The organism is Fusobacterium perfoetens ATCC 29250 (genome assembly GCF_000622245.1).
In the GTDB taxonomy this organism is placed as follows: Bacteria; Fusobacteriota; Fusobacteriia; order Fusobacteriales; family Fusobacteriaceae; genus Fusobacterium_B; species Fusobacterium_B perfoetens.
On the sequence record NZ_JHXW01000005.1, the window covers coordinates 20,912 to 44,595 of the forward strand.

22 protein-coding genes are annotated in these 23,684 nt (G+C 23.2%); 5 read left to right on the forward strand and 17 right to left on the reverse strand.

Features of this window, described 5'->3' with window-relative positions; all coding sequences use genetic code 11:
• Positions 1-45: 45 nt before the first annotated feature.
• Positions 46-726, reverse strand: a complete 681-nt coding sequence (locus tag T364_RS0102525; protein WP_027128180.1) for a LytTR family DNA-binding domain-containing protein — start codon at positions 724-726, stop codon at positions 46-48.
• A 1-nt stretch (position 727) separates the two neighbouring features.
• Positions 728-2,326 (reverse strand): hypothetical protein, encoded by a 1,599-nt coding sequence (locus tag T364_RS0102530; RefSeq protein ID WP_158413622.1) that lies wholly within the window; start codon positions 2,324-2,326, stop codon positions 728-730.
• A 166-nt stretch (positions 2,327-2,492) separates the two neighbouring features.
• Here T364_RS0102530 and T364_RS10345 point away from each other — a divergent pair, with 166 nt between their 5' ends.
• Both T364_RS10345 and T364_RS0102540 read left to right on the forward strand, forming a co-directional pair.
• Complete coding sequence (locus T364_RS10345; RefSeq protein ID WP_051532616.1) at positions 2,493-5,468, forward strand: autotransporter domain-containing protein; 2,976 nt, start codon at positions 2,493-2,495, stop codon at positions 5,466-5,468.
• Between the two features lie 12 nt (positions 5,469-5,480).
• Positions 5,481-6,365 (forward strand): VirK/YbjX family protein, encoded by an 885-nt coding sequence (locus T364_RS0102540; RefSeq protein WP_027128182.1) that lies wholly within the window; start codon positions 5,481-5,483, stop codon positions 6,363-6,365.
• A gap of 54 nt (positions 6,366-6,419) precedes the next feature.
• Here T364_RS0102540 and T364_RS0102545 read toward each other — a convergent pair whose 3' ends face one another.
• Entirely contained in the window at positions 6,420-6,932 is a 513-nt protein-coding gene (locus T364_RS0102545; RefSeq protein WP_035945246.1) for a YbhB/YbcL family Raf kinase inhibitor-like protein, read from the reverse strand.
• Positions 6,933-6,971: 39 nt separating this feature from the next.
• A complete protein-coding gene (locus T364_RS0102550) occupies positions 6,972-7,304 on the reverse strand; it encodes a winged helix-turn-helix transcriptional regulator (protein ID WP_027128184.1) in 333 nt (110 codons plus the stop codon).
• Between the two features lie 136 nt (positions 7,305-7,440).
• On the opposite strand from T364_RS0102550, the gene T364_RS0102555 reads away from it, so the two are divergent.
• Both T364_RS0102555 and T364_RS0102560 read left to right on the forward strand, forming a co-directional pair.
• Positions 7,441-7,701, forward strand: coding sequence for a helix-turn-helix transcriptional regulator (locus T364_RS0102555; protein WP_027128185.1), 261 nt, complete (start codon positions 7,441-7,443; stop codon positions 7,699-7,701).
• 75 nt (positions 7,702-7,776) lie between these two features.
• Positions 7,777-8,217, forward strand: coding sequence for a hypothetical protein (locus T364_RS0102560; RefSeq protein ID WP_027128186.1), 441 nt, complete (start codon positions 7,777-7,779; stop codon positions 8,215-8,217).
• A gap of 53 nt (positions 8,218-8,270) precedes the next feature.
• Here T364_RS0102560 and T364_RS0102565 read toward each other — a convergent pair whose 3' ends face one another.
• The 12 genes from T364_RS0102565 to T364_RS11340 form a co-directional block, all read right to left on the reverse strand.
• A complete protein-coding gene (locus tag T364_RS0102565; RefSeq protein ID WP_027128187.1) occupies positions 8,271-9,305 on the reverse strand; it encodes an SGNH/GDSL hydrolase family protein in 1,035 nt (344 codons plus the stop codon).
• Between the two features lie 15 nt (positions 9,306-9,320).
• Positions 9,321-10,520, reverse strand: a complete 1,200-nt coding sequence (locus T364_RS10350) for an MBOAT family O-acyltransferase (RefSeq protein ID WP_211249019.1) — start codon at positions 10,518-10,520, stop codon at positions 9,321-9,323.
• Entirely contained in the window at positions 10,498-10,743 is a 246-nt protein-coding gene (locus T364_RS11205; RefSeq protein WP_211249020.1) for a hypothetical protein, read from the reverse strand. Before T364_RS11205 ends, T364_RS10350 begins: the two co-directional genes overlap by 23 nt.
• Positions 10,744-10,745: 2 nt before the next feature.
• Positions 10,746-11,696, reverse strand: coding sequence for a hypothetical protein (locus tag T364_RS0102575; RefSeq protein WP_158413623.1), 951 nt, complete (start codon positions 11,694-11,696; stop codon positions 10,746-10,748).
• 24 nt (positions 11,697-11,720) lie between these two features.
• Positions 11,721-13,175 (reverse strand): MBOAT family O-acyltransferase, encoded by a 1,455-nt coding sequence (locus T364_RS0102580; protein WP_027128189.1) that lies wholly within the window; start codon positions 13,173-13,175, stop codon positions 11,721-11,723.
• A 2-nt stretch (positions 13,176-13,177) separates the two neighbouring features.
• Positions 13,178-14,593, reverse strand: a complete 1,416-nt coding sequence (locus T364_RS0102585) for an oligosaccharide flippase family protein (protein WP_211249021.1) — start codon at positions 14,591-14,593, stop codon at positions 13,178-13,180.
• Positions 14,594-14,638: 45 nt separating this feature from the next.
• A complete protein-coding gene (locus tag T364_RS0102590) occupies positions 14,639-15,877 on the reverse strand; it encodes a nucleotide sugar dehydrogenase (RefSeq protein ID WP_027128191.1) in 1,239 nt (412 codons plus the stop codon).
• A gap of 23 nt (positions 15,878-15,900) precedes the next feature.
• Complete coding sequence (gene wecB / locus T364_RS0102595; RefSeq protein ID WP_027128192.1) at positions 15,901-17,001, reverse strand: non-hydrolyzing UDP-N-acetylglucosamine 2-epimerase; 1,101 nt, start codon at positions 16,999-17,001, stop codon at positions 15,901-15,903.
• Positions 17,002-17,003: 2 nt separating this feature from the next.
• Positions 17,004-18,746 (reverse strand): heparinase II/III domain-containing protein, encoded by a 1,743-nt coding sequence (locus T364_RS0102600; RefSeq protein ID WP_027128193.1) that lies wholly within the window; start codon positions 18,744-18,746, stop codon positions 17,004-17,006.
• Positions 18,736-19,917 (reverse strand): glycosyltransferase family 4 protein, encoded by a 1,182-nt coding sequence (locus T364_RS0102605; RefSeq protein WP_027128194.1) that lies wholly within the window; start codon positions 19,915-19,917, stop codon positions 18,736-18,738. The genes T364_RS0102600 and T364_RS0102605 overlap by 11 nt, the downstream gene beginning before the upstream one ends.
• A gap of 5 nt (positions 19,918-19,922) precedes the next feature.
• Positions 19,923-21,206 (reverse strand): exopolysaccharide biosynthesis polyprenyl glycosylphosphotransferase, encoded by a 1,284-nt coding sequence (locus tag T364_RS0102610; RefSeq protein ID WP_027128195.1) that lies wholly within the window; start codon positions 21,204-21,206, stop codon positions 19,923-19,925.
• 399 nt (positions 21,207-21,605) lie between these two features.
• Positions 21,606-21,731: a hypothetical protein gene (locus tag T364_RS11340; RefSeq protein ID WP_281172927.1), complete on the reverse strand. Its 126-nt coding sequence runs from the start codon at positions 21,729-21,731 to the stop codon at positions 21,606-21,608.
• Between the two features lie 139 nt (positions 21,732-21,870).
• Here T364_RS11340 and T364_RS10950 point away from each other — a divergent pair, with 139 nt between their 5' ends.
• Positions 21,871-22,305 carry a helix-turn-helix domain-containing protein gene (locus T364_RS10950; RefSeq protein ID WP_051532617.1) on the forward strand — a complete coding sequence of 145 codons (435 nt, stop codon included), beginning with the start codon at positions 21,871-21,873 and terminating at the stop codon, positions 22,303-22,305.
• 132 nt (positions 22,306-22,437) lie between these two features.
• On the opposite strand, the gene T364_RS0102625 is transcribed toward T364_RS10950, so the two are convergent.
• Positions 22,438-23,679, reverse strand: a complete 1,242-nt coding sequence (locus T364_RS0102625; RefSeq protein ID WP_027128196.1) for an O-antigen ligase family protein — start codon at positions 23,677-23,679, stop codon at positions 22,438-22,440.
• Positions 23,680-23,684: the final 5 nt, after the last annotated feature.

The window sequence follows — 23,684 nt, forward strand, 5'->3', positions numbered from 1 at the left end:
GCATTTTATTATACTTCATTATATAAAAAAAAGCAATTATAATAATTATATCTCCAAATATCCCATATTCTTTCCAAAGAAGTTTTTACTTTCAATCTCTTTTAATTTTTGTTTGCTTGTATAGATAAAATCTTTATTTTTAAAGATTATGGTTTCCTCTTTAAAATCTAGAATTTCAATTAATTGGATATTAATAATAGTACTTCTATCTAATTTATAAAAGAAAGTTAGATTTTTTATTTTTTCCTCAATCTCATAAAAATTTTTCTTTACAGTAAAAGTTTCGGAATTAGTAAGATGAAACTCTGTTTTTCTGCTAATTCCAGAATAAGTTATATAATTTATATCTGAAAATTTATAAATTCCCTTTTTAAAAGTATCAGAAAGATAAAAACCTGTAAGCTGTCCTTTTTCTTTTGACAATCTCTCAATACTTTCTTCTATTCTAAAAATTTCTTTCCTTATAATACAATCATCTACCAATTTACTTAAAAAAAGCTCTCTCATTTTATGAATATCTTTTTCTCCAACCAGAGCTATTACATTTATATTATTTCTTTTATAATCAAGCAAATAATTTTCTAAATTTTCTATTTCTGAATCTATTATAATTATATTTATATTACTTAAATTTAGGTTTTCATCATCTAAACTTACATAATCATAAGGAAGAACCTCTTCTAAAAGGATTTTTAAATTTTCTTCTGCCTTTATTCCTATTTTCATATTACTTCAACTCCTTATAAAGAGTTTCTAATCTAAGTTTATTGATTATATTAGATATCTTATATGAAAAATCTAATAAAAAATTTCGTTCCCCTATTGTAAGTGGTTCATCTCCCTCTTTTATAAAAATAAGTGCTATCTCTTTATTTTTATTAAAACCAATTTTATAAGCATAGTTATAATTTTTATCCTTTAACATATCCGAAGATATAATATTTGTGTCCTGTGGATTTTCCTCTACATAATCATATATTTCTTTTTTATTAATAAGAATCTTTACAAAGACATCTTCTAAAGGAAGATATTTTTTTAATTCTTTACTTAAAAATTTTTCAAAATCCTTTATGTTATCAATTAAACATAAACGATTATAAATCTCCTCAATAGGTTTATTTTCTACAGCCATTATTTTATTTATTATAACTGCATAAAAATCTAATAATAGAAATACACCTAATATAATAGCTGACTGTGAAATACTTTTAAAATAAAATAAACTTATATAACTTAGTGTAATAACAATAGAGTAAAGCATAGTTCTTAAAACATTTCTACTATAAATTTTAAAAGTATAAAAAACTAAAACCCAATAAACACAGAAAATCTCCATTATATCAATGAAATATCCTAAATTTTCAAATCTTGGGAATAACTCTTTTGAAAATTCCAATAAAAAATATGTTATCCACAATACTGCCCAAGAAAGTATATTTTCTTTTTTTATTTTATTTTTATAAGTCATAAAAGTAATTAAAAAAACAAAGAATAAAACTCTAGTTAAATCTATATATTTTCTTGCAAAGGATAACATTTTTAGAAAAGTTATATGTCCATTTAAAAAATAAACTAAAACTTGTGGAGAGCATATTATCAAACCTATTATAAGGTTATATAAATATATAAATCCTAAAATAAAAAATATAACTCTTTTTAATTTTTTAAATCTTTTAGGGAAAATATTTTTTAAACAATAAAAAATAAGCATAAATAATAAAAGTCTTGTTACAAAGAAATCTATAAAAATTAATATATTATTACTTGGGTCAATTCTCAATCCAAAAAATATTTTTAAAGTTACTAGAAAAAACATAAAATTAAGAGTATTTTTCTTTGGAAGTTTTTGCTTTGTATTCATATATAAATATATATTAAAACCAATTAGACAAAGAGTAAGTATATTTAAAAATCTCTCTTCCATTTGAGAAAAACTTACTCCCTCTAAATTTAGATAAACTTTTTCCCAATCTTTTTCTTTGGTCAAATGAACTTCATCAGTATCTCCTAAATAACTTCCCTCTACTAAATATTCTCCATTAGGAACATTATAAAAAATACTTCCATTTAGAATATTAATCTGTTTTACTGTAGGATTTTCTACTATATCATCTAAATTTTTTAAAGTATATTTTCCTATGTTTGAACTTAAAATCTCAAAGTTTTTAATTTTTGGAACAATGTATATAAAATCCTTTTGAGATTTAGAAAGCTGTAATACAAAAATAGAAATTATAATTGTTAAAATAACTATAAAACTTATTTTTTTCTTTTGAGCTGTTATGTCCTTATAATACAAAATATCATTCCTTTCTTTTTTTGTCATATATTAAATTATAATTTATAAACTAAATTCTGTCAAAATAAAAAGAAGTATAAAATTTAAGAATTGATGTATAAAATTTTAAAATTCAAGTAGTTTTTAATTTTTTTATTATTTTTTTTGATATGATACCCTAGTAAAATAAAGTTTAAATTTTAAAGGAGATTCAATGAAAATCAAAAGAAAATATATAAAAAATCCTCTATTTCAAGTTGCTCTTGTATTACTTTTAACAAGTTGTGGAGGAGGGGGTGGTGGAGGAAGTGCTGCTCCTGTTCGTGATAACAATATGAGACCTGTCATCCTTCCAGAAAGAAAGCCTAACTTAGGAGCAAATCCCGAAGTAAATCCCGATAAAGATATTCATGAAGTAAATGGAATTATTTTTGGAAAAAGTTTACCATCTAATCTTACATATTCAAATCCTGATATTAAACCTGTAGCACATGATGGAAAAGGATTGATGGTTGGTATTCTTGATAGTGATTTTGTAAAATATAAAGATAGAATTGCAAAAACATATGGGGATAAAGGTGTAGAAATTGACTTTTTACCAAAGGGAAATGACCATCACACTTACCATGGTGAAGGGGTATTAGATACATTATTACAAGGAATAGCCCCTAAAGTTGTAGCAAGTAGTTTAAGTGAAAATGATAATGGAAATAATGTTATAAGATACCGTCTTGAAGACTATAAAAAGATTTTAGAAAAAATGAAAGAAAATGATGGAGATGGTCCTAAAAAATTAAAAGTCTTTAATCAGTCTTGGGGAAGTAGTTTAAGCTATAGAGATGAAATAAATTTCTTTGGAGATAAAGATAAACTTACTGGAAAAGTAAAATTAAATGAAGAAAAAAGAAATACTATTTATAGAGCTTTTTCTTCTGTTAAAACTGGTGATGTTAATAGAGAAATTATCCCATCTGGAAAAGAGGCTCTTAATTTTTATGAAGAGGCTATAAGAAATGAAAATGCTCTTTTTGTATGGGCTAATGGAAATTATGATAGTAATGGAAATGTTATTTATAATGGACAACTTCAATCAGCAGCTCCTCTTGTAAAAAGTTCTTTAGAAAAAGGTTGGATATCTGTAGTAGGTGTTGATGGAAAAAATAATAATAAAGATTATAATGCTCATTTGGCCTATGCTGGAGCTGTAAAAAATTGGGCTATAGCTGCTCCTGGAGAATCTACTCTTAATTATGAAGGAAAAAGTCATATTGGTTCATCTTTTGCTGCTCCTAGAGTTAGTAATGCAGCTGTACAAGTGGCTAGTAAATTTGATTGGATGACAAATAATGATGTTAGATTAACTTTATTTACAACAACTAATAAAGTTGGAGTTGGAGATAAAGAAACAGAAGAAAATAGATATAAAGATTATGAACCAACAGAAAGTCATGGTTGGGGAGTTTTAAATCTTCAAAGAGCTTTAAAAGGACCTGGAGCTTTTTTAGAAAAAATATTGAAAACTGATAATTTTACTGCAAATATTCCAGAGGGAAAAACTTCATATTTTGAAAATAATATTTGGGGAAATGCTGGATTAAAAAAGCTTGGACAAGGAACTTTAGTTCTTACTGGAGAAAATACTTTTAGTGGAAAAAGTAAAATTGAAAATGGTTCTTTAGAAATATATAAAAAACATTATTCTGGAATTGATATTGAAAAAAATGGAACTTTAGTTTTACATAATAATGCTTCTGTTGGATTTGGAGATTTATATATTCCTAGTGTTGTTACAAATGGTGGAACATTAAATATTGTTGGAAAAGAAGCATATATTGAAAACTATAAAAATGACAGTGGAAAAATTAATTTAAAAGAAAACTCTCATTTAAATATAAAGAAAGCTGATATTGAAAATTTACATGTAAATGTTTATTCTGAAAATTATGTATCTCCAAAGGAGAAAAAAGTTGAATTAATAAAGGCTGAGGAATTAGTTGGAAATATTAAAGATGTTGAAATAAATGGAATGAGAAAAATATCTTTAGATAGAGAAAATAATAATTTAGTAGCTAGTATTTCAAGAGAAAATGCTGTTGAATATTTAGGAAATGCTCCTACTAATTCAAAAGATACTGCTAGAAAAATTGAAGTTACTTTAAAAGAGTTAGATGAAAAATATAATAATGGAAGCATTAGTGAAGATGAAAAAGAATTAGGAAATGGAATTCTTTCTATGTCTATTGACAAATTTAAAAATGCCACAGAAATAGCTTCAGGAGAAATTTATGCTTCTGCTCAAGCTTTAAGTTTTATACAAGCTCAAAATATAAATAAAACTTTATCAAATCATCTTGCTAGTTTAAATGATTTCTATAATAGTGATTATGAATGGCAAGGTTGGTCTATTTTCCAAGGCTCTAGTGGAAAATTAAAAGAAGATGGATATATTTCTGCTGATACAAAAATAAATGGTGGACATTTTGGAATAGATAGAAGAGTTGGAAATAACCAAGTTGGAGTTGCTATGTCTTATGGAAAAGGATATGGAGATTTTGAAAACTATGGTGGAAAATATAGAAGTGACTCTATTGGAATCTCTATTTATGGAAAAGAATATTTTGCTGATAACTTCTATGCTTTAGGACGTATTGGTATAACTCATTTTGATACAACAGTTAACCGTGCTTTACTTACTAGAAAAGGTGATGTAGAGTTTGGAAAAATAAAACATAGTGATAATATGGTTTCTACTTATCTTGAAGTTGGAAAACATTTTGAATATATTACTCCTTACATAGGATACTCTATGGATTATTTAAGAAGAGGGGATTTTAATGAAAGTGGTGCATCTTGGGGTATTGTTGCTGATGATAAAGATTACTTTAAACAAAATCTAATCTTTGGATTACAAGGAGAACAAAAGATTTCCGATATTACTTTCAATTACCATTTATCACAATTAGTTAATATTGGAGATAGAGATTTAAGCTTTAAGGGACATTTTACTGATGGAAAAACTACTCATACTTTCAGAGGAATTAACCAAGTTAAAAATACTAGTTGGATAGGTACAGGAGTTACTAAAGAATTTACTGAAAACTTTGGGGTTTCTGTTAATCTAGATATTAGATTAGAGGAATTTAAAAGTGCTGATACTGTTTATTCAACAAAAATGTATTTCCGTTTTTAATTGGGAGTATAAATGAAAAAAGAAATTAATTTTTATTACTCTGTAATTAAAAAAGGAAGGAACAAAGGAGAATTAAACACACTTAAAACACAAATCAAATATACAATTAGGTTTATTTTACTCTACCAACATGCTAAAAAATTGGCTAATTTCATCATTAGTCATAAATATTTAAAAGATGAAGTTTACAGATATCCTGTACTTTGTAGTAAAATCCATAGACCTTACCTTACTAATAGTTTAAATACTAGAGAAAAGGTTGATTCTATAATATCTTCATATTCTTTATTAGATAAATTATTCTCTCAAAATTTATTAAAAGATATTTATAGAAATGGAAATTTAGAAATTTGTTCTTTTACTGGAAAAGATGGAAATTTATTTAAAATTATTTTAAAACTTTATCCTAATTATGATAAAGAGGGTGAATTTACTTTAATTTGCTATAACCATCTTGATAAACCTTTGGCTAAACTTACTTTTGGATTTCATAATAATGAAATTATAATTGGAGGTTTACAAGGTTTAGAAAAAGGTGAGGACAAAGAATTAATAAAGGAAGCTACAAAAAATATGTATGGACTTTTTCCAAAGAAATTACTTCTTGAAATACTATATTTCCTATTCCCAAACCACACCAAAATAGGAGTTGGAAAAAACAAACATATTTACTTTTCTATAAGATACAAACATAGGAAAGAAAAGAAAATACATGCTGATTATGATAATTTTTGGGAAAGCATAAATGGCATTAATAAAAATGGACTTTGGTTACTTCCAAGAAATATAGAGAGAAAAAATCTACTAGAAATACCTGTTAAAAAACGTTCTCTCTATACAAAAAGATTTACCCTTTTAGAAGAGATTAAAAATTCTGTTGAAAATTTAACTAATTAGAAAAATAGGAGATAATGCAATTTTATGCAGTATCTCCTGTTTTTTTATAAAAATTTATTTAACGTTTTTATACTTTCCTATTATTGTAGCCTCATCTAAAATATGCCCTTCCATTGCTTTATAAAGTTCATTTAGATAGAATCCATTTTCTAAATCTAATTCTTTATCTAAAGCATATAAAGTGAAAGTATAATCATGCTCTTTATCTGGAGGAGCTGGCCCACCAAAATGAGAAGCATCTGCTTTTGATAATCCTCCCATTGAAGATATCCAACTGTTAACTCCTTGGATAATATCTTTATTTTCTAAACTTGCATTCTCTTCTAATTTATTTAAATCTCCTGGAATAATTGCTGTCCAATGTATCCAAGTAAATCCTGTAACTGGTATAGCATCATGGTCTATCATTACTAAAGCATATGATTTTGTTCCTTCTGGTGTATTTTTCCACTCTAATGGTAAAGAAAGTGATGGCATTCCATTAAGTTTTTCTGTTCCATGAACTCCATATTTTTCTAAAATATATCCATTTTCTATCCCTTTACTAATTAATTCTAATTTTTTCATAATTGTATACCTCCTGTAGTTTTCTTTTAGGATATCATATTATTCATCTTTTGTGAATAACTGACTTTTTTGTAAGTATTCTATCCCTAGTTCTTGAGTTTTTGCAAGAATTGGAATTAACTTCCAACCAAAGTCTGTCAATCTATATTCTGTATGTTTTGGATATTCTAAAAATTCTATTTTTTCTAAAACTCCATATTTTATCAATTCATTTATATGTTGAATTAACATTTTTTCATTACAGTTTAGTATATCTTTTTTTAAATCTGTTAGCCTTTGATTCCCTAATCTAGCTCTCCATACTATCATAGGTGCCCATTTTCCTTTTAAAATATGAAATATTAGTTCAAGTGGACAAGTAATCTCTCTCATTAAATCTCCTTTATTTATAGTTTATTTTTATTATATCATAAAATTTTATTAGTTATAAAAAATATTCCTTTTATGTATATTTACTAATTTAAGATAAAATAAAACATATGTATTTTAAAAGTTAAGGGGTAAATATATGAGTAACAGATTAATGATTTATGACAAAAGCTATATTGAAACTGTAAGTATTTTAAAAAGTAAGAGAAAGAAGATGTATACTCAAAAAGAATTTGCTAAATTGCTTGGAGTAACTCAAAAGACTATAAGTTATTATGAAAATTGTCAAAGTGAATTAAATTTTAAATTATTTATTAAAATATGTCATCTTTTACAAATAAATTTCTTTTTAGATTTTTCAAAATTATTTTTAAATGAATATAGTAAATCTAATAAATAATATTCTAAGTTGGTATATTTAAAAGAATTTATTAAAATAATCTTAGCTTAGAAATATTTTATCAGGGAGGATATTATGGAATTAAAAAATTGTTTGGTAAAAGCTAGCTTTATGACTTCTAGTAGAAGTAAAATTTGTTCAGAGGGAATTATTTTTAAGAATGAAAATGAATTGGGAATAATTTTGCCTTTGATTGATATTGATTTTGATAGGGAATATTTTACTTGTGTGGAAATTGAGGGAATTAATTATCCTAGAGAATTTGAATTTTCTTTAAGAAAAGATATTGTTATTTTGAAAAATGAAAATTTAATGTATGTTCCTTTAGATGAAATTTATTTTTATAACTGTATCATTCATAAGGAGAAAGTCTATACTAAAAAAGAGCTAGCAAATATAGTTTATTGTACAGAAAATGATTTTACTAAAAATCCTAATGAGCTTTTAAAATTAAAACAAAATAGAGAGGTGATAGTGGATTATAGAAGTATTGTGGATATTTTAGAAGATATGTAAAGGGGGGAATGTGGAAAGAAGGTGCTTTTATGAGAGGCACCTTCTCTTCGATTTTACAATATATAATCCATTTCTTTTAATTGTTTTTCTAAATTTTTTATTCTAGTATTTACATTATTTTTTGTAATTCTATATTCATCTTCTTTTATAAAATCTATTAATTTTTGGCTTACTTCTGGAGAATAGTGACTTTTATCTCCATAATTATCAAAATTATGTGTAATTTCTTTAACATCTTGGAAATCATAAATTTTTACATTTTTGTATTTTGAAATATCTTCTACTAAAAATTTTTTAAATGCCATATATTTTTCTAATGTGTTTTCTTTTATCATATTTTGAAATGCTAAAATAGAATATGGTGGAAAAAATAATATTATATTTTTATCTTTATTTTTTTCTAATATTGTTTTTAAATTTTGATTATAATTTTCTTCCATTTCTTTTGAATAATTTTCTAAATTTAAATCTTCTTTTAACTTTATATTTAAAATTTTTTCTCTTTTTAAAACTTCAGCTTTTGAATATTTATATTGATATCCTAATTTAAATTTTTCTTCTACTCTATCTTTATATTTAAAATTATATAATACTAATTTTAAACTCTGTTTAAATACACCTATATTACTTAAATATTTCCAATTATCTTTTAAAGTTAATTTTTCTTTATATAAATGTTTAGGCATTTCAACATTAGCTTTAACATCTCCAAATCCCCATAAATCTATTCCTATCATAATATTTTTTATTTTAAAATTATCTATGCTATCTAATACAAACTTTATATCTTCCTGATTTGCACTACTCATTGTTAACTTTACTATATCATAATTTAACATTTTTTTTATATAATTTTCATCAAAGTTTCTTGTTATAGAACTTCCTATTAAAATACTATCAAAATTTCTATTTCTTATTAAACCTGCATTCAAATATCTTTCTTCACTTCTAAAATATCCTATTTTATATAACTTTGGTATCCTATATTGTTGAAGAGGGTCTATTATATAATTAAAAGTTATAAAACTTCCTATTAAAAAAATTATAATTAATATTCTTATATAAAATTCTTTTTTTGATTTTAACATATTTTTTCCTTTCTTTTAAAAATTAAAATATAAAAATGTTGATATTCTATTCATAAAAATTAAACTCATAGAAATATAAATACCTATTTCATACTTGGAAAATCTTGTTTCTTTCTTTAAAATAGAATTTTTAAAAATTAAACTTAAAATTATAGAAAAAATTAATATCAAAAAAATAACTTTATTTCCTAAATCATTATATATAAAAGTTTTATAATTTATACTTAAAAAATTAAAAATACTTTTTATATCAAACATTCCTCTTATTACTTTTATTGCCACATCTAGTGTTTCTGCTCTAAAGAATACCCATAATAGATTTACATAGTTAAATGTTATAAACCAACCTATTAATTTATTCATTTTTCTTCCTGAGGATTTCCACATTCTATGGATTAATATTCCTAATCCATGTAGTCCTCCCCAGATTATAAAATTCCATCCTGCTCCATGCCATATTCCACTTGCTAAAAATATTATCAATAGATTTATTAATGTCCTTCTTTTTCCATGTCTATTTCCTCCCAATGGGATATATAGATAGTTCATCATAAATCTTCCTAATGTCATATGCCATTTTTGCCAAAATTCTTGTATATTTGTTGATTTATATGGGGAATTAAAGTTTATTGGTAACACTATATTAAACATTAATCCTATTCCCATTGCCATATCACAATATCCACTAAAATCAAAATATAATTGCATTGTATATGATATTGATGTTAACCATGCTTCTATAAAGTTTAAACTTTCCATCATATCAAAGCCTGCATTGGCAAATGAAGCTATTGAATCGGCTATTATTACTTTTTTCGCTAGGCCTATTGAAAATAGATATAATCCTCTATTCATATTCTCATAGTTAATTAATTTATTTTTTTCATTTTCAAATTGTGGTAACATTTCTGTTGGTAATACTATTGGTCCTGCTATTAATTGTGGAAAAAATGTTACAAATAGTGAATAACTTAAAAAATCATATCGTAAATTTTTTCTATAATAACTATCTATTACAAATGACAGTTGTTGGAATGTAAAAAATGATATTCCAAGTGGTAATAATATATGTAATAATGGAATATTTGTTTTAAAAATATAATTTATATTTTCTACAAAGAAATCATAGTATTTATAATATCCTAATATTCCTAAATTAAATACTACTCCTAAGATTAGTAAAGATTTTCTCTTAAGATACGACCCCCCCCCCATTTATATTTTTACTACTCATCATATTTCCAATAAAATAGTTTACTAATATTGAAACTACTATTAATATTGGATATTTTTTGTTAAAATATGAATAAAAATAAAGAGAGGCTATCACTAGCCATCCTTTAGCTATATTACATTTTCCAAATCTATTTAAATTAAAATATACTATTAATACTATTGGTAAAAATAGAAATATAAATTCATATGAATTAAATAACATTGTTACTCCTTATCTATTAACACTTTTAATTTTTTTATTACTTTTTCTGTTCTAATTTTAGCCCCTTCTTTATTTAAATGATATATTGTATCATAAAAATACTTATCTTCTAAATAATAATTTTCTATTTTATCAGAAAAAGGAGTTTTATTATTTTTCATTTTTTTTTCAATTTCTTTTAATGTTTTAATACTTAAATTAGCAGAAGAGTTCTGCAACACTGGTGGAAAAAAGAATACTATTACTCCATTTTTTTCTAATTTAATTTTTTCTTTATAAAAAAATGTTAATATAGAATTATCTATCTTTTTCATAAATATTACTTGACCTTTTAAATTATTAATAATAGGAAACTTATAGTGCTCTATATAATCTCCATTTTTATTATATCCTCTTCTATCATAAACAAAAATTTTACCATATAATTTATTAGATATTCCTGAATTTATTTGATTTAAAAAATAACTTTTTATATTTAAAATACAATAATATATTTCTCTTATTGTAATATTTTTTATTGATTTTCTATATTTTATAATATCTAATAAATCTATTCCACCATATCCTTTACTATCATCTGAAAAATGATTATATTCTGGCATTATTATTAATATATCATCTTTTTTTAATTTTTTACTTATTTCTTTTAATGAAAATCTCATTCCAAAGCCAGCTCTTGTTCCTGCATTAATAACAGTATACTCATTAAATTCTTCTTTTATTAAATTACTATTAAATCCAAACCCAACATTACTTCCACCTAATAAAACTATTTTTTTCCCTTCTTTATTTAATAATTTCATTTTATCTATATGACCTAAAGAATAAGAAGTTTCTATATCTGGAATAATATAAAACAATATCCCAAATAATATTGTTACATATATCATTCCTACTAAAGGAATAAATAATAGTGTCTTATAAAAATATTTTTTAGCCTCTTTATATATCATCATCTCAATAATATTTTCTCCTTTTTAAAAATTAAAATATAAAAATTCTGCTTTAGAATTTAAATATAATATAGAAAAAAATATGCATATTCCTACTAAAAATATATTTTTATTTTTTTCTTTAAAATTGATTAATTTTTCATAACTGTTTTGTAATTTAATTACTAATATAATTAAAATTAATATTATAATTCCCTGAATTAACAGTTCCATAACTGAAAAATTATATGCTCCATATTTTAAAAATTTAATTGGCAATACCCCTTTTATTCTAACAGGTAAATATAAATTAGAAATATCAAACATTCCTCTTATTACTTTTATTGCTCCATCTAGTGTTTCTGCTCTAAAGAATACCCATAATAGATTTACATAGTTGAATGTTATAAACCAACCTATTAATTTATTCATTTTTCTTCCTGATGATTTCCACATTCTATGAATTAATATTCCTAATCCATGTAATCCTCCCCAAATTATAAAGTTCCATCCTGCTCCATGCCATATTCCACTTGCTAAAAATACTATCAATAGATTTATTAATGTTCTTCTCTTTCCATGTCTGTTTCCTCCTAATGGAATATATAAATAATTCATCATAAATCTTCCTAATGTCATATGCCATTTTTGCCAAAATTCTTGTATATTTGTTGATTTATATGGAGAATTAAAGTTTATTGGTAATACTATATTAAACATTAATCCTATTCCCATTGCCATATCACAATATCCACTAAAGTCAAAATATAATTGCATTGTATATGATATTGATGTTAACCATGCTTCTATAAAGTTTAAACTTTCCATCATATCAAATCCTGCATTGGCAAATAATGCTATTGAATCGGCTATTATTACTTTTTTTGCTAATCCTATTGAAAATAAATATAATCCTCTATTCATATTTTCATAGTTAATTAATTTATTTTTTTCATTTTCAAATTGTGGTAACATCTCTGTTGGTAATACTATTGGTCCTGCTATTAGTTGTGGGAAAAATGTTACAAACAGTGAATAACTTAAAAAATCATATTGTAAATTTTTTCTATAATAACTATCTATTACAAATGATAGTTGTTGGAATGTAAAAAATGATATTCCAAGTGGTAATAATATATGTAATAGTGGAATATTTGTTTTAAAAATGTAGTTTATATTTTCTACAAAGAAATCATAGTATTTATAATATCCTAATATACCTAAATTAAATACTACTCCTAAAATTAATAAAGATTTTCTTTGAATATATGATTCTATTCCTTTCTTATTATTTAACATATTTCCAATAAAATAGTTTACTAATATTGAAACTACTATTAATATTAGATATTTTTTGTTAAAATATGAATAAAAATAAAGAGAGGCTATCACTAGCCATCCTTTAGCTATATTACATTTTCCAAATCTATTTAAGTTAAAATATACTATTAATACTATCGGTAAAAATAGAAATATAAATTCATATGAATTAAATAACATTATTACTCCTTAAATTTATTTTTTAATTTTTCCAAAAAATTTATTATGTATTTTTCTTTAAATAACAGTAATGATATTGAATAAGCAATTCCACCAAATATTATTGAAAAAATCAAATTTATTGTTAAATTGGAAGAAAAATTTTTTATATAGTATACTACTATTCCCATAAAAGTACTTGAAATTATTATTTTTACTAGATTAAAAATCGATATTTTTATTTTTTTAAAAATATCCATACAAAATAAAATTCTTACAATTATTGCTATAACCTCTGTTATAATTGTTGCTATTGCTGCTCCTAATGCTCCTATTTTAGGAATATATAATAAATTAAAAATAAAATTTAACAATGCACCTAATACAACTGACAAAGAATAAACCTTATCTCTTTTATTTGCTACCAAAGTTATACTTCCTGTTGAATAAGCTATTCCCATTACCAAAATTAAAATCGAAAAAACTTTCATTACTGGTATACTATTTAAGAAATCAGTTCCAGCAAATACTTTTACTATTATATCTGAAATTAGAAACATTCCTATAGTTATTGGTGTTGAAAATAAAAGAATTATTTCTATTCCTATAGTTGCTAATTGATAATATTCCTTTTTTTTATTTTGACCTAATAAATTACATAACCTTGGATATAATACAGCTACAATTGTAGTGGTTAATACTATTGGTATTTTTCCAAATTTCATTGCAAATGAGTAATATCCTAATTCTTTCACCCCAACTATATTCTTTACCATTATAGAATCTAAATGGTGTGCTATACTTGCTGATAAAACACTAAAAAATAAAACAAATAATGGTTTCAAATGTTTACTTATATCTTTAATTTTTATTTTTTTTAAAACAATATATTTTTTTAAATTTAAAATATTTAATAAATTTGAGCCAACCAAAGAAAAAATTACAATAAAAACATATATATACATATCATTTTTAGAATTTATAAAAAGCAGTATAGATATAGCGGATAAAAATTTAAAAAATAAATTTCTTTTTGTTATATATTCTTGATTTTCTATTCCTATATAAAACCATTCAACTCCTATAAAATTAAATATTATATTTAATAAATATATCATAGAAATCTTTTTTATAATGATATCATCCATAAGATATTTTATATTTATTAAATAAATAATTATACCTATAATAGTAGTTATCAATAAAATAAAAATTAACTCTAGTACTATTGAAGATAATTTTTCTCTATCTTCTCTATATAATGCTACTTCTCTCTTTCCATAAGTATCAATTCCTAAGTTTATAAATAATAAAAAATATGCTACAATAGCTTCCACATATTGAATTTTTCCTAAATTTTCTGGTCCTAATTTTTTTACAACTATTGGAAAAATAAAAATTGTAAAGCCTAATGTAAAAAAATTTCGTAAAAAAAACATTATAAAATTATGTTTTAGGCTCTTTACTTTCATTCTTCTCCTTTTTTATTTAATTATTCCTAAACAATCATACACTTTCTTTTCTTTTAATACTTCTATATTTTCTTTAAATTCTTTATGTCCTTGTGCTAATACTAAATAATCTGCTTTCTCTATTGTTTCCTTAAAACTATAAAGTTCAAAACCATGACTTTCTTTTTCTCTTACATTTGGTTCACAAGCTATTACTTTATACCCTTTATCTCTTAAGATTTCAGCTATTTCCATTGCTGGTGATTCTCTTAAATCATCTATATCTGGTTTATAAGCAAGTCCTAATACTCCTACTGTTAATGATTTATCTCCTTTTAATATTTCATCTACTTTATTTACTATGAATCTTGGTTTAAAATCATTTATAAGTCTTGCTTCTCTTATTACATTTGCTTCTTTTGGAAATTTTTCTACAATAAACCATGGGTCTACTGCTAAACAATGTCCTCCAACTCCTGCTCCTGGTGTTAATATATTTACTCTTGGATGTTTATTTGCTAATTTTATTAATTCAAATACATCTATTCCTAATTTATCACAAATTACAGAAAGTTCATTAGCAAAAGCTATATTTACATCTCTAAATGTATTTTCTACAAGTTTACACATTTCTGCTGTTATATCATCAGTTATATAACAAGTTCCTTCTTTTACCATTGCATCATATATAACTTTTGTGTATTCTCCTGCTTCTCTTCTTTCTGCTCCAATTATTCTATCATTATGTTCTAATTCATAAAGAATTCTTCCTGGTAAAACTCTTTCAGGACAATGAACTGTCATAAATTTTTCTCTTGATATTTTTGATTCTTTTTCTAATATATCTGTCATTAATTTTGTTGTCATTGGTGGTACTGTTGATTCTAATATTACAAGATTATTTTCTTCTAATACTGTTGCTACTTCTCTTGCTCCACTTTCTACATAAGATAAATCTGCTATTTTTTCTTCATGTTCTTTTTTAAATGGAGTTGGTACAGAGATTATAAATACATCTGATTTTTCTAATTTGTCTGTTGGTATTAATCTTCCACTATTTATAGCTTCTTCAAATGCTTCTTGTAAATCTGGCTCTACTATATGAATATGTCCACCTTTTAAAGTTTCTATTACTTTTTTATTTACATCAAATCCATTTACTGTAAATCCTGCTCTTGCAAAAGCTATGGCCGTAGGAAGTCCTATATACCCCATTCCTAATATTGTGATTTTTAATTCTTTTTTTCTTGCTTTTTCTAATAATTCTTCCATCTTTTCCCTCTTTATATATTAAATTATTTGCTAACACTTTCTAAATATTTTCTTATTCTTTCTGATGTTTTTCCATCACCATATGGATTATTAGCTTTTGACATTTTTTCATATAATTCTCCCTCTAATAATTCCATATATTTTATTACATCTTCATATTTTGTTCCAACCAATTTAGCTGTTCCTGCTTCTATAGCTTCAGGTCTTTCTGTTGTATCACGAAGTACCAATGTAGGTTTTCCTAAACTTGGAGCTTCCTCTTGAACTCCTCCTGAATCTGTCATTATATAATGTGCTCCATCCATTATTGCTATAAACTCTAAATATTCTAATGGTTCTATTAAAATTTTTCTTTCAAAAGTATCCAATACTTTATGTACCACTTCTCTTACTAATGGGTTTAAATGCATTGGAAACACTAAATATAAATCATCATGTTTCTCTAAATAATCTCTTACTGCTTTAAGAGTTTCTTCCATTGACTTTCCCCAATTCTCTCTTCTATGCATTGTAATTAAAATATATTTCTTATTTTCTACACCATATTTTCTTTTTATAAATTCTATATCTTCACTTTTATTTTTCTTTACCCAATAAAGTGCATCTATTACTGTATTTCCAACTTTTAAAATTTTATCCTTTGGATAATTTTCTTTTAAAAGATTTTTTACATTTACATCTGTTGGAGCAAAATGAATACTTGTTATATTTCCTACAAGTTTTCTATTAGCTTCCTCAGGAAATGGCGAATAAATATTTCCTGTTCTAAGTCCTGCTTCAATATGTCCTACTGGTATTTGATTATAAAATCCTACTAAAGCTCCTGCTAAAACTGATGTTGTATCTCCTTGAACTAATATATAATCAAAATTTTCTTTTTTTACAATCTCATCAAGTTTAATTATAAGTCTACCAGTTAATTCTGATAACCCTTGTCCTTGTTTCATTATTTGTAAATCATAATCAGGAGTTATTCCAAAAAGATTTAATACTTGATAAAGCATTTCTTTGTGTTGTCCTGTTACTACTGCTTTTACATCTATTCCATTATTTTTTAATTCATGATATACAGGAGCCACTTTAATTGCTTCTGGTCTTGTTCCAAATATTAATCCTACTTTCATTGTTAAATTTCTCCTATTTTAAAAATACTTGTTATTATATATTCTTTTTTATTTTCTATATTTTTTATTTCTAATTTTTTAACTAAAATTTCTTGATTATATCCTAAAGAAATATAAGCATCAACTATATTAACTTCTATTTTATCTTTTGTTTCTATATTTAATACTATTTCATTATTATTTAATGATATTTCTTTCTCAGAAATCTTATTAATAGTTTTTATTTCACTAGAAAATATCCAACTAATTATAAACTTATCTGTATTTTTTATAATATCTTTTACTTCTATTTTTTTAAAATCTTTTTCTAAGTTTATTTTTCTTATATGTTCTTTTTTATTCTTTAGAATATTACTTCCTTTTATAAAAAAATTATCTAATTCTTCTTTTGTTTCAAAGAGGTTTTGTGAAGAATTAATCCATCTAAAACTTCCTATTTGTTTACTTTGGTCTTCATTTAAATATACGGTATTATGAGATAAAGTTCCTCTATAATATTTTCTTTTATTTATATCTATATTATAATTATATGTTCCAGAATCAATTAAAATTTCTTTTCCATTTAACATTAATTCCATTGCCATTCCGTCAGAATGTGAATGATAAATTTGTTTTTGATTATGAATAAAAAAATAATTTTCTTTTTGTCTATAAACAAAATACTTTCCAATATTAAAAATATTTTGTTTATCTATTTTTTCATATTCTTCTTTATTATTTAGTTTAATATCATAAATTTCTTCTAATAATTTTATTTCACCTTTTTTTTCTTTCTCAAATAGTGAATTTAAACTTTCTACAAAATTATAAAATGCCATATTATAATCTAATTTATAAAACATTCCCTCATCATTATCACCAAAATCAGGATAATTCTTATTTGGTTTTTCAATAGATTTTAAAAATATTGTTGCTCTTTTTAATTTCTCTAATATTTCATCTTCTAAAAAATTATCATTACTTTTTTTAGAAAATAAAAATACCATAATATACATTTGTAAAACAAATCTATGATAAGATAAACTTGCTTCTTCATAGGTTCCGTCTATATGTAAATGATTTGAATAAGTTTTTAATATTCTTTTAGCTTTTTCTTCCCATTTTTTATTTTCAGAAAATTTTAAAAATTTAGAAATACAATATAAAGTTGCAGCTTCTCCTATTACATGATTATTTGGAATACATTTTTCTGAATATTTAATATCATTGTATATATGTAGTCCATGAAGATAAATTAATTTTTCATAATTTAAATTTTTGTCTTTAAGTAATATATAAAAATTTATTAAAGAAATTCCTCTTATAGCTACTTCTAAATTATTATTCCAATTTATTCCAATATTATATGGATTTTTTTCTATCCATTCATTCAAAATATTTTTAGCTAATTCTTCTTTATTATTTAAAATTAACAAAGGTAAAAATTGCAATCTATTTATTTCCCATATTTCTTTTATATCTCCATAATCTTTTAAATTTTCTAAATACCATTTTTTGCCATTTTTAAAATCTTTCCAATTTAAATTTTCTATATTCAAATATTTATTAAAGATTCTAAATCTATTTTCTCCAATTTTTTTTCTAAAATTATTTTTTTTAAAATTACAACACAACTCTAATTCTACTTCTTTTAATTCTTTCTTTTTTTCAAAAATATTCATTTTTATTAAAAGTTTTCTTTTTACCTTCTCAAAAATTTCTCCTTTAAAAGTTGCCTTATAATAATCTATATATTTATTTATCATCTTCAATTACCTTTTCTATTAAATTAGCATATTTTATAGATAAATTTTTTCTTGAATATTTTTTTCTCAATTTATCTGTATCTGGTTTTATATAGCTATTATTTTCTATATCATAAATTACCTTATCTAAAACTTTATTTAATTTTTCTATATTATTAGATTCAAAATAATATTGTTGAGAAAATTCATTTTCTAAAATATTTCTCGCTACTCCTTCTAACCCAAAAATTATTGGTTTTTTTGAAGCTAAATACTCAAAAATTTTTGAAGGAATAGTTTTTTCAAACATTTTTATATTTTTTAATTGAACAAACAATATGTCTGATTCTTCATATATTTTTAATAGCTCATTCCTAGGAACAGAAGAAGTCAAAGTTATATTATTTACATTTTTCATTTTAGACTTTATTTCTTTTTCTTGACTTCCTTTACCTATTAAAATTATTTCTATATCTTTTCTATATTTAGCTAATTCTATTAAAATTTTTATATCTTGAGCTATTCCTAAATTACCTGCATACAATATCTTATATTTTTCTTTTTTAGTCAAATTTAAAGCTTTACTCTCAAAATAATCTAAAATATAATCATCTATTCCATTAGTTATTAATTCCATTCTTTTTACATTATAATTTTTTTCTAAATATTTAAAAAAGCCTGGTGAGTTATATACCAAAAAAGTACTTTTTCTATACATAAATTTTTCTAGTAACTTTAGAAATAAATATATAGGATTATACTTCTTCATTACATTCATATCTAAAACTATATCTGGCCATAAATCTCTTATATCTAATAAAAATATCTTATTATTAATTTTTGAAATAAAAGCTCCTGCTACCCCAACTAAAAGTTGTGGACTCGTTGCTATTATTATATCACAATCTTTTGAATATCTTTTTCCTTCTCTTATTGCTTCAAGAAAATATCCAAAATATTTAATTGCTCTCTGAAATATATTATTTTTTAAATCACTTTTATTAATTCTTATTATATTTACATTTTTATATTTAAATTCTTTAAATTCTTCTAATTTTATTCTATTTGGATAAGAAGCTATTATTGTTACTTCGTGATTTCTATCAGCTAACTCTTTTACTATACTTTCAAATCTAAATGATGAAGCTCCTAAATCAGGAGTAAAATTATCTATAAATAAACAAATCTTCATTTAACTTAAATTCCCTTCCCAAAAATTACAATTTTTACAGTTTTAAATAATATAATTATATCAAGAATTATATCTTGGTGTTTAATATAATATAAATCATACTCTAATTTCTCTTTTACTTCTTCAAGAGTAGAGCTATAAAAATACATTGTCTGAGCCCAACCTGTTATTCCAGGTCTTACTACATATCTTAAGTTATAATTCTTTATTTTTTCCTCATATTCATGCCCTAACTCATTCCATTCTGGTCTTGGTCCTACAAAGGACATCTCTCCTCTAAAAACATTTATAAGTTGTGGTAATTCATCTAACCTAGTTTTTCTTATAAAATGTCCTATTTTTGTTATTCTATCATCAGTTTCACTAGCATATTTAGAAAATTTATTTGGGTCATGTACTTTCATACTTCTAAATTTAATAATTTCAAATTCCTGTCCATTCATTCCTATTCTTTTTTGTTTAAAAAAAGCAGGTCCCCCATCAGTTTTTACTAAAATAAAAGTTATCATCATAAAAGGAAAAGAAACTATCAATAAAATTATAGAAACAATAATATCAAAAGCTCTCTTTATTCTTCTTTGCATACTATCATTAAAAGATGTAAATCCTCCACCCATTAATACCCAAAGGCTATCAATTTTGTCAACATCTACTTTTCCCTCTTCTTCTTCAAGGAAAGAAAGATAATCTATAACTTTTACCCCTTTTAATTTAAGATTCATCACCATATCAGCATATCTTTTTACTTGTTTTCTACTTGTAAAAATTATCTCATCTATTCCTTTTTCTTTAACTATACTTTCTATATCCTCTACTTTTCCTAAGTAATTATTTAAGATTTCTATATTTTCATGAATATAGCCAATATAATTATACTTATCTTTATTTTCATTTAAAATATTTATTATTTTTTCTGTTGGTGTATCATAACCAAGAATTAACACTCTACTAGTTTTTCTACTTAAAAAAGAAAGTAAATATTTACTTAAAATTTGAATTACTGTATACAAAACAAAAACAAAGATAGTTTTTTTATCTTTATTTAATAACAACATAAAAATAAATCCTAAACCATTTATTATTATGGAAAGAATTATTTTTTTACTATTTACCTTATACGAATTAAAATTAGCAATATCAAATAGATAGTACATTAAGAATATAATTAAAAATACTATTCCTGAAATTAAATTTTCAGCGACCTTAAAATATTCAAACAATCCTAAATATGTCAGCAACAAAATAAAAAAATATATTGTCCTAACCTTTACATTCAAAAAATGCTTCATAATTTCTACCCCACTATACCTATTTTTCTTGCTTAATAATTATACTACATTCTCCTTTTATTTTCAACTAAAATTTATTATGATGTCAAATTTTGTCAAATTATATTTTACACTTTTTTCAGAAAATACAATAAAACTATACCCCCTTCAAATTTTTGTCAACTTTTTACTCTATAAGTTTTAATTCCCTTTTTTATCTCTTTTCTATATTCTACAAATTCTATTAATTTTACTTTTAATCTTTCAGATATTCCCTCTTCATTTTGAATTTTTCACATATATTATTATTTATATTATTTTCTTTATATTTTTTATTTATATTTATTTCTTTATTATCTAAAGTTTTTCGGAAACTAGTTTCTAAATTTTTTGGAAACTGTATATCAAAATTTTTAGAAACTAAATTATAAATTTTTTGGCTATTAATTTAAAAAAACCTTTTTCAATCCCAAGCTCCCTAACTAAATTTTTGTTAATTGCAAAATAATTCCCAGTTATTAGCAATTTTTTTATTGATTCTTTCATAATATTTCCCCCTTTTTATCTTTTATGATAACAAATTTTACTCCTATATTTTATGATTATCAATGATAATTAAAAAAATAGTTGTTTTTTAAGATAAAAAATAATAATATTAGTTTATTAAGTCTACAAAGGTATTTTTATGAAAGAGAAAAAGTTTAAATTTGGAGATAGATTAAAAGAACTTAGAAAACCTAACAAAGAGGGAGATAAAAGGATAACTATGGAAGAACTTTGTGGAATTTTTTCAGAAAAATATGGACTTACTGTAAATAAAGCTATGATATCAAGATGGGAAAATGGAAGTGTTGTCCCTGATAATAAACATTTAATTACCTATGCTAATTATTTTAATATTGACTTAAATTATCTTTTGGGACTAAGTAATATCAAAAGAAAAATAACAGATTTTCATATTGATTCTAACCCTAAGAAAGATAAAAGATTTGCTGAATTATTTTCTATACTAGGAGATATGGAAGATAAAAAATTTGAGATAATAGAAGATATTGTAAAAGAACTTTGTAATTTGGATATAGAAATGTTAAAAGCCTTTAAGAAAATTGTAAAGAAATAAAAAAATTATAAAATAAAAACTCTCAATTTCTTGAGAGCTTTTATCTAAACTTGTTTAATCAAATACTATACTACTCGACAAGTATCTACATATAATATTATAAATTAAATTATTATAAAATTTTTTCCTATTTTATTCTTTATATTCAAATAATTGATATTTATAATTTACACCAAATAGGAAAATTGTGAAGAATATAAAAGTATCAAATGTAAATATATTACTATAGAAAATTCCACAAATAAAGAATGATAGAGTACTTAAAAGGCTTCCTAATATAAGTTCATCTTCTAACCATAATCTTTCTTTTAATTTTCTTAAACAATAATATACCATATATCCCCAGAATAACACTCCATATATTACACCTTTTCTTACAAAAGTATGAATATACATGTTATGAGCATCTGTAAAAGATATATTAGATTTTAATCTTTTATCTAATTTTTGATAATCTTCTTTTTCTGAAACATATTCTCCGAAAGTTTCATCATTATCATAACCTACGCCAAAGAAAAATGCTCTTTTATTATCTTTTATACTATCTTTCATAAATAGTATATTTTCTTTCCACATAACTAATCTACCTAAATTAGAATAATTATTTTGAATATTCTTATAACTTTCTATTCTATTTATAAATTTATCAAAATTTTTAGGTGATTTATTATATCCTACTACTAATAGTACTAAGGATAAAATACCTATTCCTAAAACTGTTTTAACATTTTTCTTATAAAATAATAAATAAATTAAGTATACTCCTATACAAGCAGAAAATGCTAACCATGGTCCTCTTGAATTATTAAGTATAAGACTAATTAAACCAAGAATAAATATTGGAATTAAGAATATTTTTTTTCGTAATGATGGTAACATTAAAAGTAATACCATTTGTAATGCTGAACCCCATCTTCCAATATCAAAAAAACTTTCTACTCTTCCACCATAATTAAATTTATGTACTACTTTAAAAATTCTAAAACTTTCTATTATTCCCATAAATAAACTAAAAATTATTAAATAGAAAGCTCTTTTTCTTATTTCCTCTTTTTCAAAGGAATATAGTAAACCTGGTATCATAAGAAAATAAAAGTTTTTATAGAAAAATTTATATGCTTTCCCTAATCCATCTACTGATAACATTTCTAAGAAAACTCCTAATATAAATATTCCTGTAAATATTAACTCATATTTATATCTTTTAAAAAACTCTTTTCTATTTGGTAGTTTATAAATTAATGCTCCTGATGTAAATACAAATAATCCACCAAAAGTATTAATCATTCCTTTAAAACAACATACACTTATTAAAAATAAGTATAATATGTATTCTGTTACTTTTTCTAATGTAATTTTTTGTTTAAACTGCATAATTT

What these genes read in the sequence shown, in the direction of transcription:
- T364_RS0102525 (WP_027128180.1), bottom strand. Translation starts at nt 726, where the DNA reads ATGAAAATAGGAATAAAGGCAGAAGAAAATTTAAAAATCCTTTTAGAA.
- T364_RS0102530 (WP_158413622.1), bottom strand. Translation starts at nt 2,326, where the DNA reads ATGACAAAAAAAGAAAGGAATGATATTTTGTATTATAAGGACATAACA.
- T364_RS10345 (WP_051532616.1), top strand. Translation starts at nt 2,493, where the DNA reads ATGAAAATCAAAAGAAAATATATAAAAAATCCTCTATTTCAAGTTGCT.
- T364_RS0102540 (WP_027128182.1), top strand. Translation starts at nt 5,481, where the DNA reads ATGAAAAAAGAAATTAATTTTTATTACTCTGTAATTAAAAAAGGAAGG.
- T364_RS0102545 (WP_035945246.1), bottom strand. Translation starts at nt 6,932, where the DNA reads ATGAAAAAATTAGAATTAATTAGTAAAGGGATAGAAAATGGATATATT.
- T364_RS0102550 (WP_027128184.1), bottom strand. Translation starts at nt 7,304, where the DNA reads ATGAGAGAGATTACTTGTCCACTTGAACTAATATTTCATATTTTAAAA.
- T364_RS0102555 (WP_027128185.1), top strand. Translation starts at nt 7,441, where the DNA reads ATGAGTAACAGATTAATGATTTATGACAAAAGCTATATTGAAACTGTA.
- T364_RS0102560 (WP_027128186.1), top strand. Translation starts at nt 7,777, where the DNA reads ATGGAATTAAAAAATTGTTTGGTAAAAGCTAGCTTTATGACTTCTAGT.
- T364_RS0102565 (WP_027128187.1), bottom strand. Translation starts at nt 9,305, where the DNA reads ATGTTAAAATCAAAAAAAGAATTTTATATAAGAATATTAATTATAATT.
- T364_RS10350 (WP_211249019.1), bottom strand. Translation starts at nt 10,520, where the DNA reads ATGGGGGGGGGGTCGTATCTTAAGAGAAAATCTTTACTAATCTTAGGA.
- T364_RS11205 (WP_211249020.1), bottom strand. Translation starts at nt 10,743, where the DNA reads ATGTTATTTAATTCATATGAATTTATATTTCTATTTTTACCAATAGTA.
- T364_RS0102575 (WP_158413623.1), bottom strand. Translation starts at nt 11,696, where the DNA reads ATGATATATAAAGAGGCTAAAAAATATTTTTATAAGACACTATTATTT.
- T364_RS0102580 (WP_027128189.1), bottom strand. Translation starts at nt 13,175, where the DNA reads ATGTTATTTAATTCATATGAATTTATATTTCTATTTTTACCGATAGTA.
- T364_RS0102585 (WP_211249021.1), bottom strand. Translation starts at nt 14,593, where the DNA reads ATGTTTTTTTTACGAAATTTTTTTACATTAGGCTTTACAATTTTTATT.
- T364_RS0102590 (WP_027128191.1), bottom strand. Translation starts at nt 15,877, where the DNA reads ATGGAAGAATTATTAGAAAAAGCAAGAAAAAAAGAATTAAAAATCACA.
- wecB (WP_027128192.1), bottom strand. Translation starts at nt 17,001, where the DNA reads ATGAAAGTAGGATTAATATTTGGAACAAGACCAGAAGCAATTAAAGTG.
- T364_RS0102600 (WP_027128193.1), bottom strand. Translation starts at nt 18,746, where the DNA reads ATGATAAATAAATATATAGATTATTATAAGGCAACTTTTAAAGGAGAA.
- T364_RS0102605 (WP_027128194.1), bottom strand. Translation starts at nt 19,917, where the DNA reads ATGAAGATTTGTTTATTTATAGATAATTTTACTCCTGATTTAGGAGCT.
- T364_RS0102610 (WP_027128195.1), bottom strand. Translation starts at nt 21,206, where the DNA reads ATGAAGCATTTTTTGAATGTAAAGGTTAGGACAATATATTTTTTTATT.
- T364_RS11340 (WP_281172927.1), bottom strand. Translation starts at nt 21,731, where the DNA reads ATGAAAGAATCAATAAAAAAATTGCTAATAACTGGGAATTATTTTGCA.
- T364_RS10950 (WP_051532617.1), top strand. Translation starts at nt 21,871, where the DNA reads ATGAAAGAGAAAAAGTTTAAATTTGGAGATAGATTAAAAGAACTTAGA.
- T364_RS0102625 (WP_027128196.1), bottom strand. Translation starts at nt 23,679, where the DNA reads ATGCAGTTTAAACAAAAAATTACATTAGAAAAAGTAACAGAATACATA.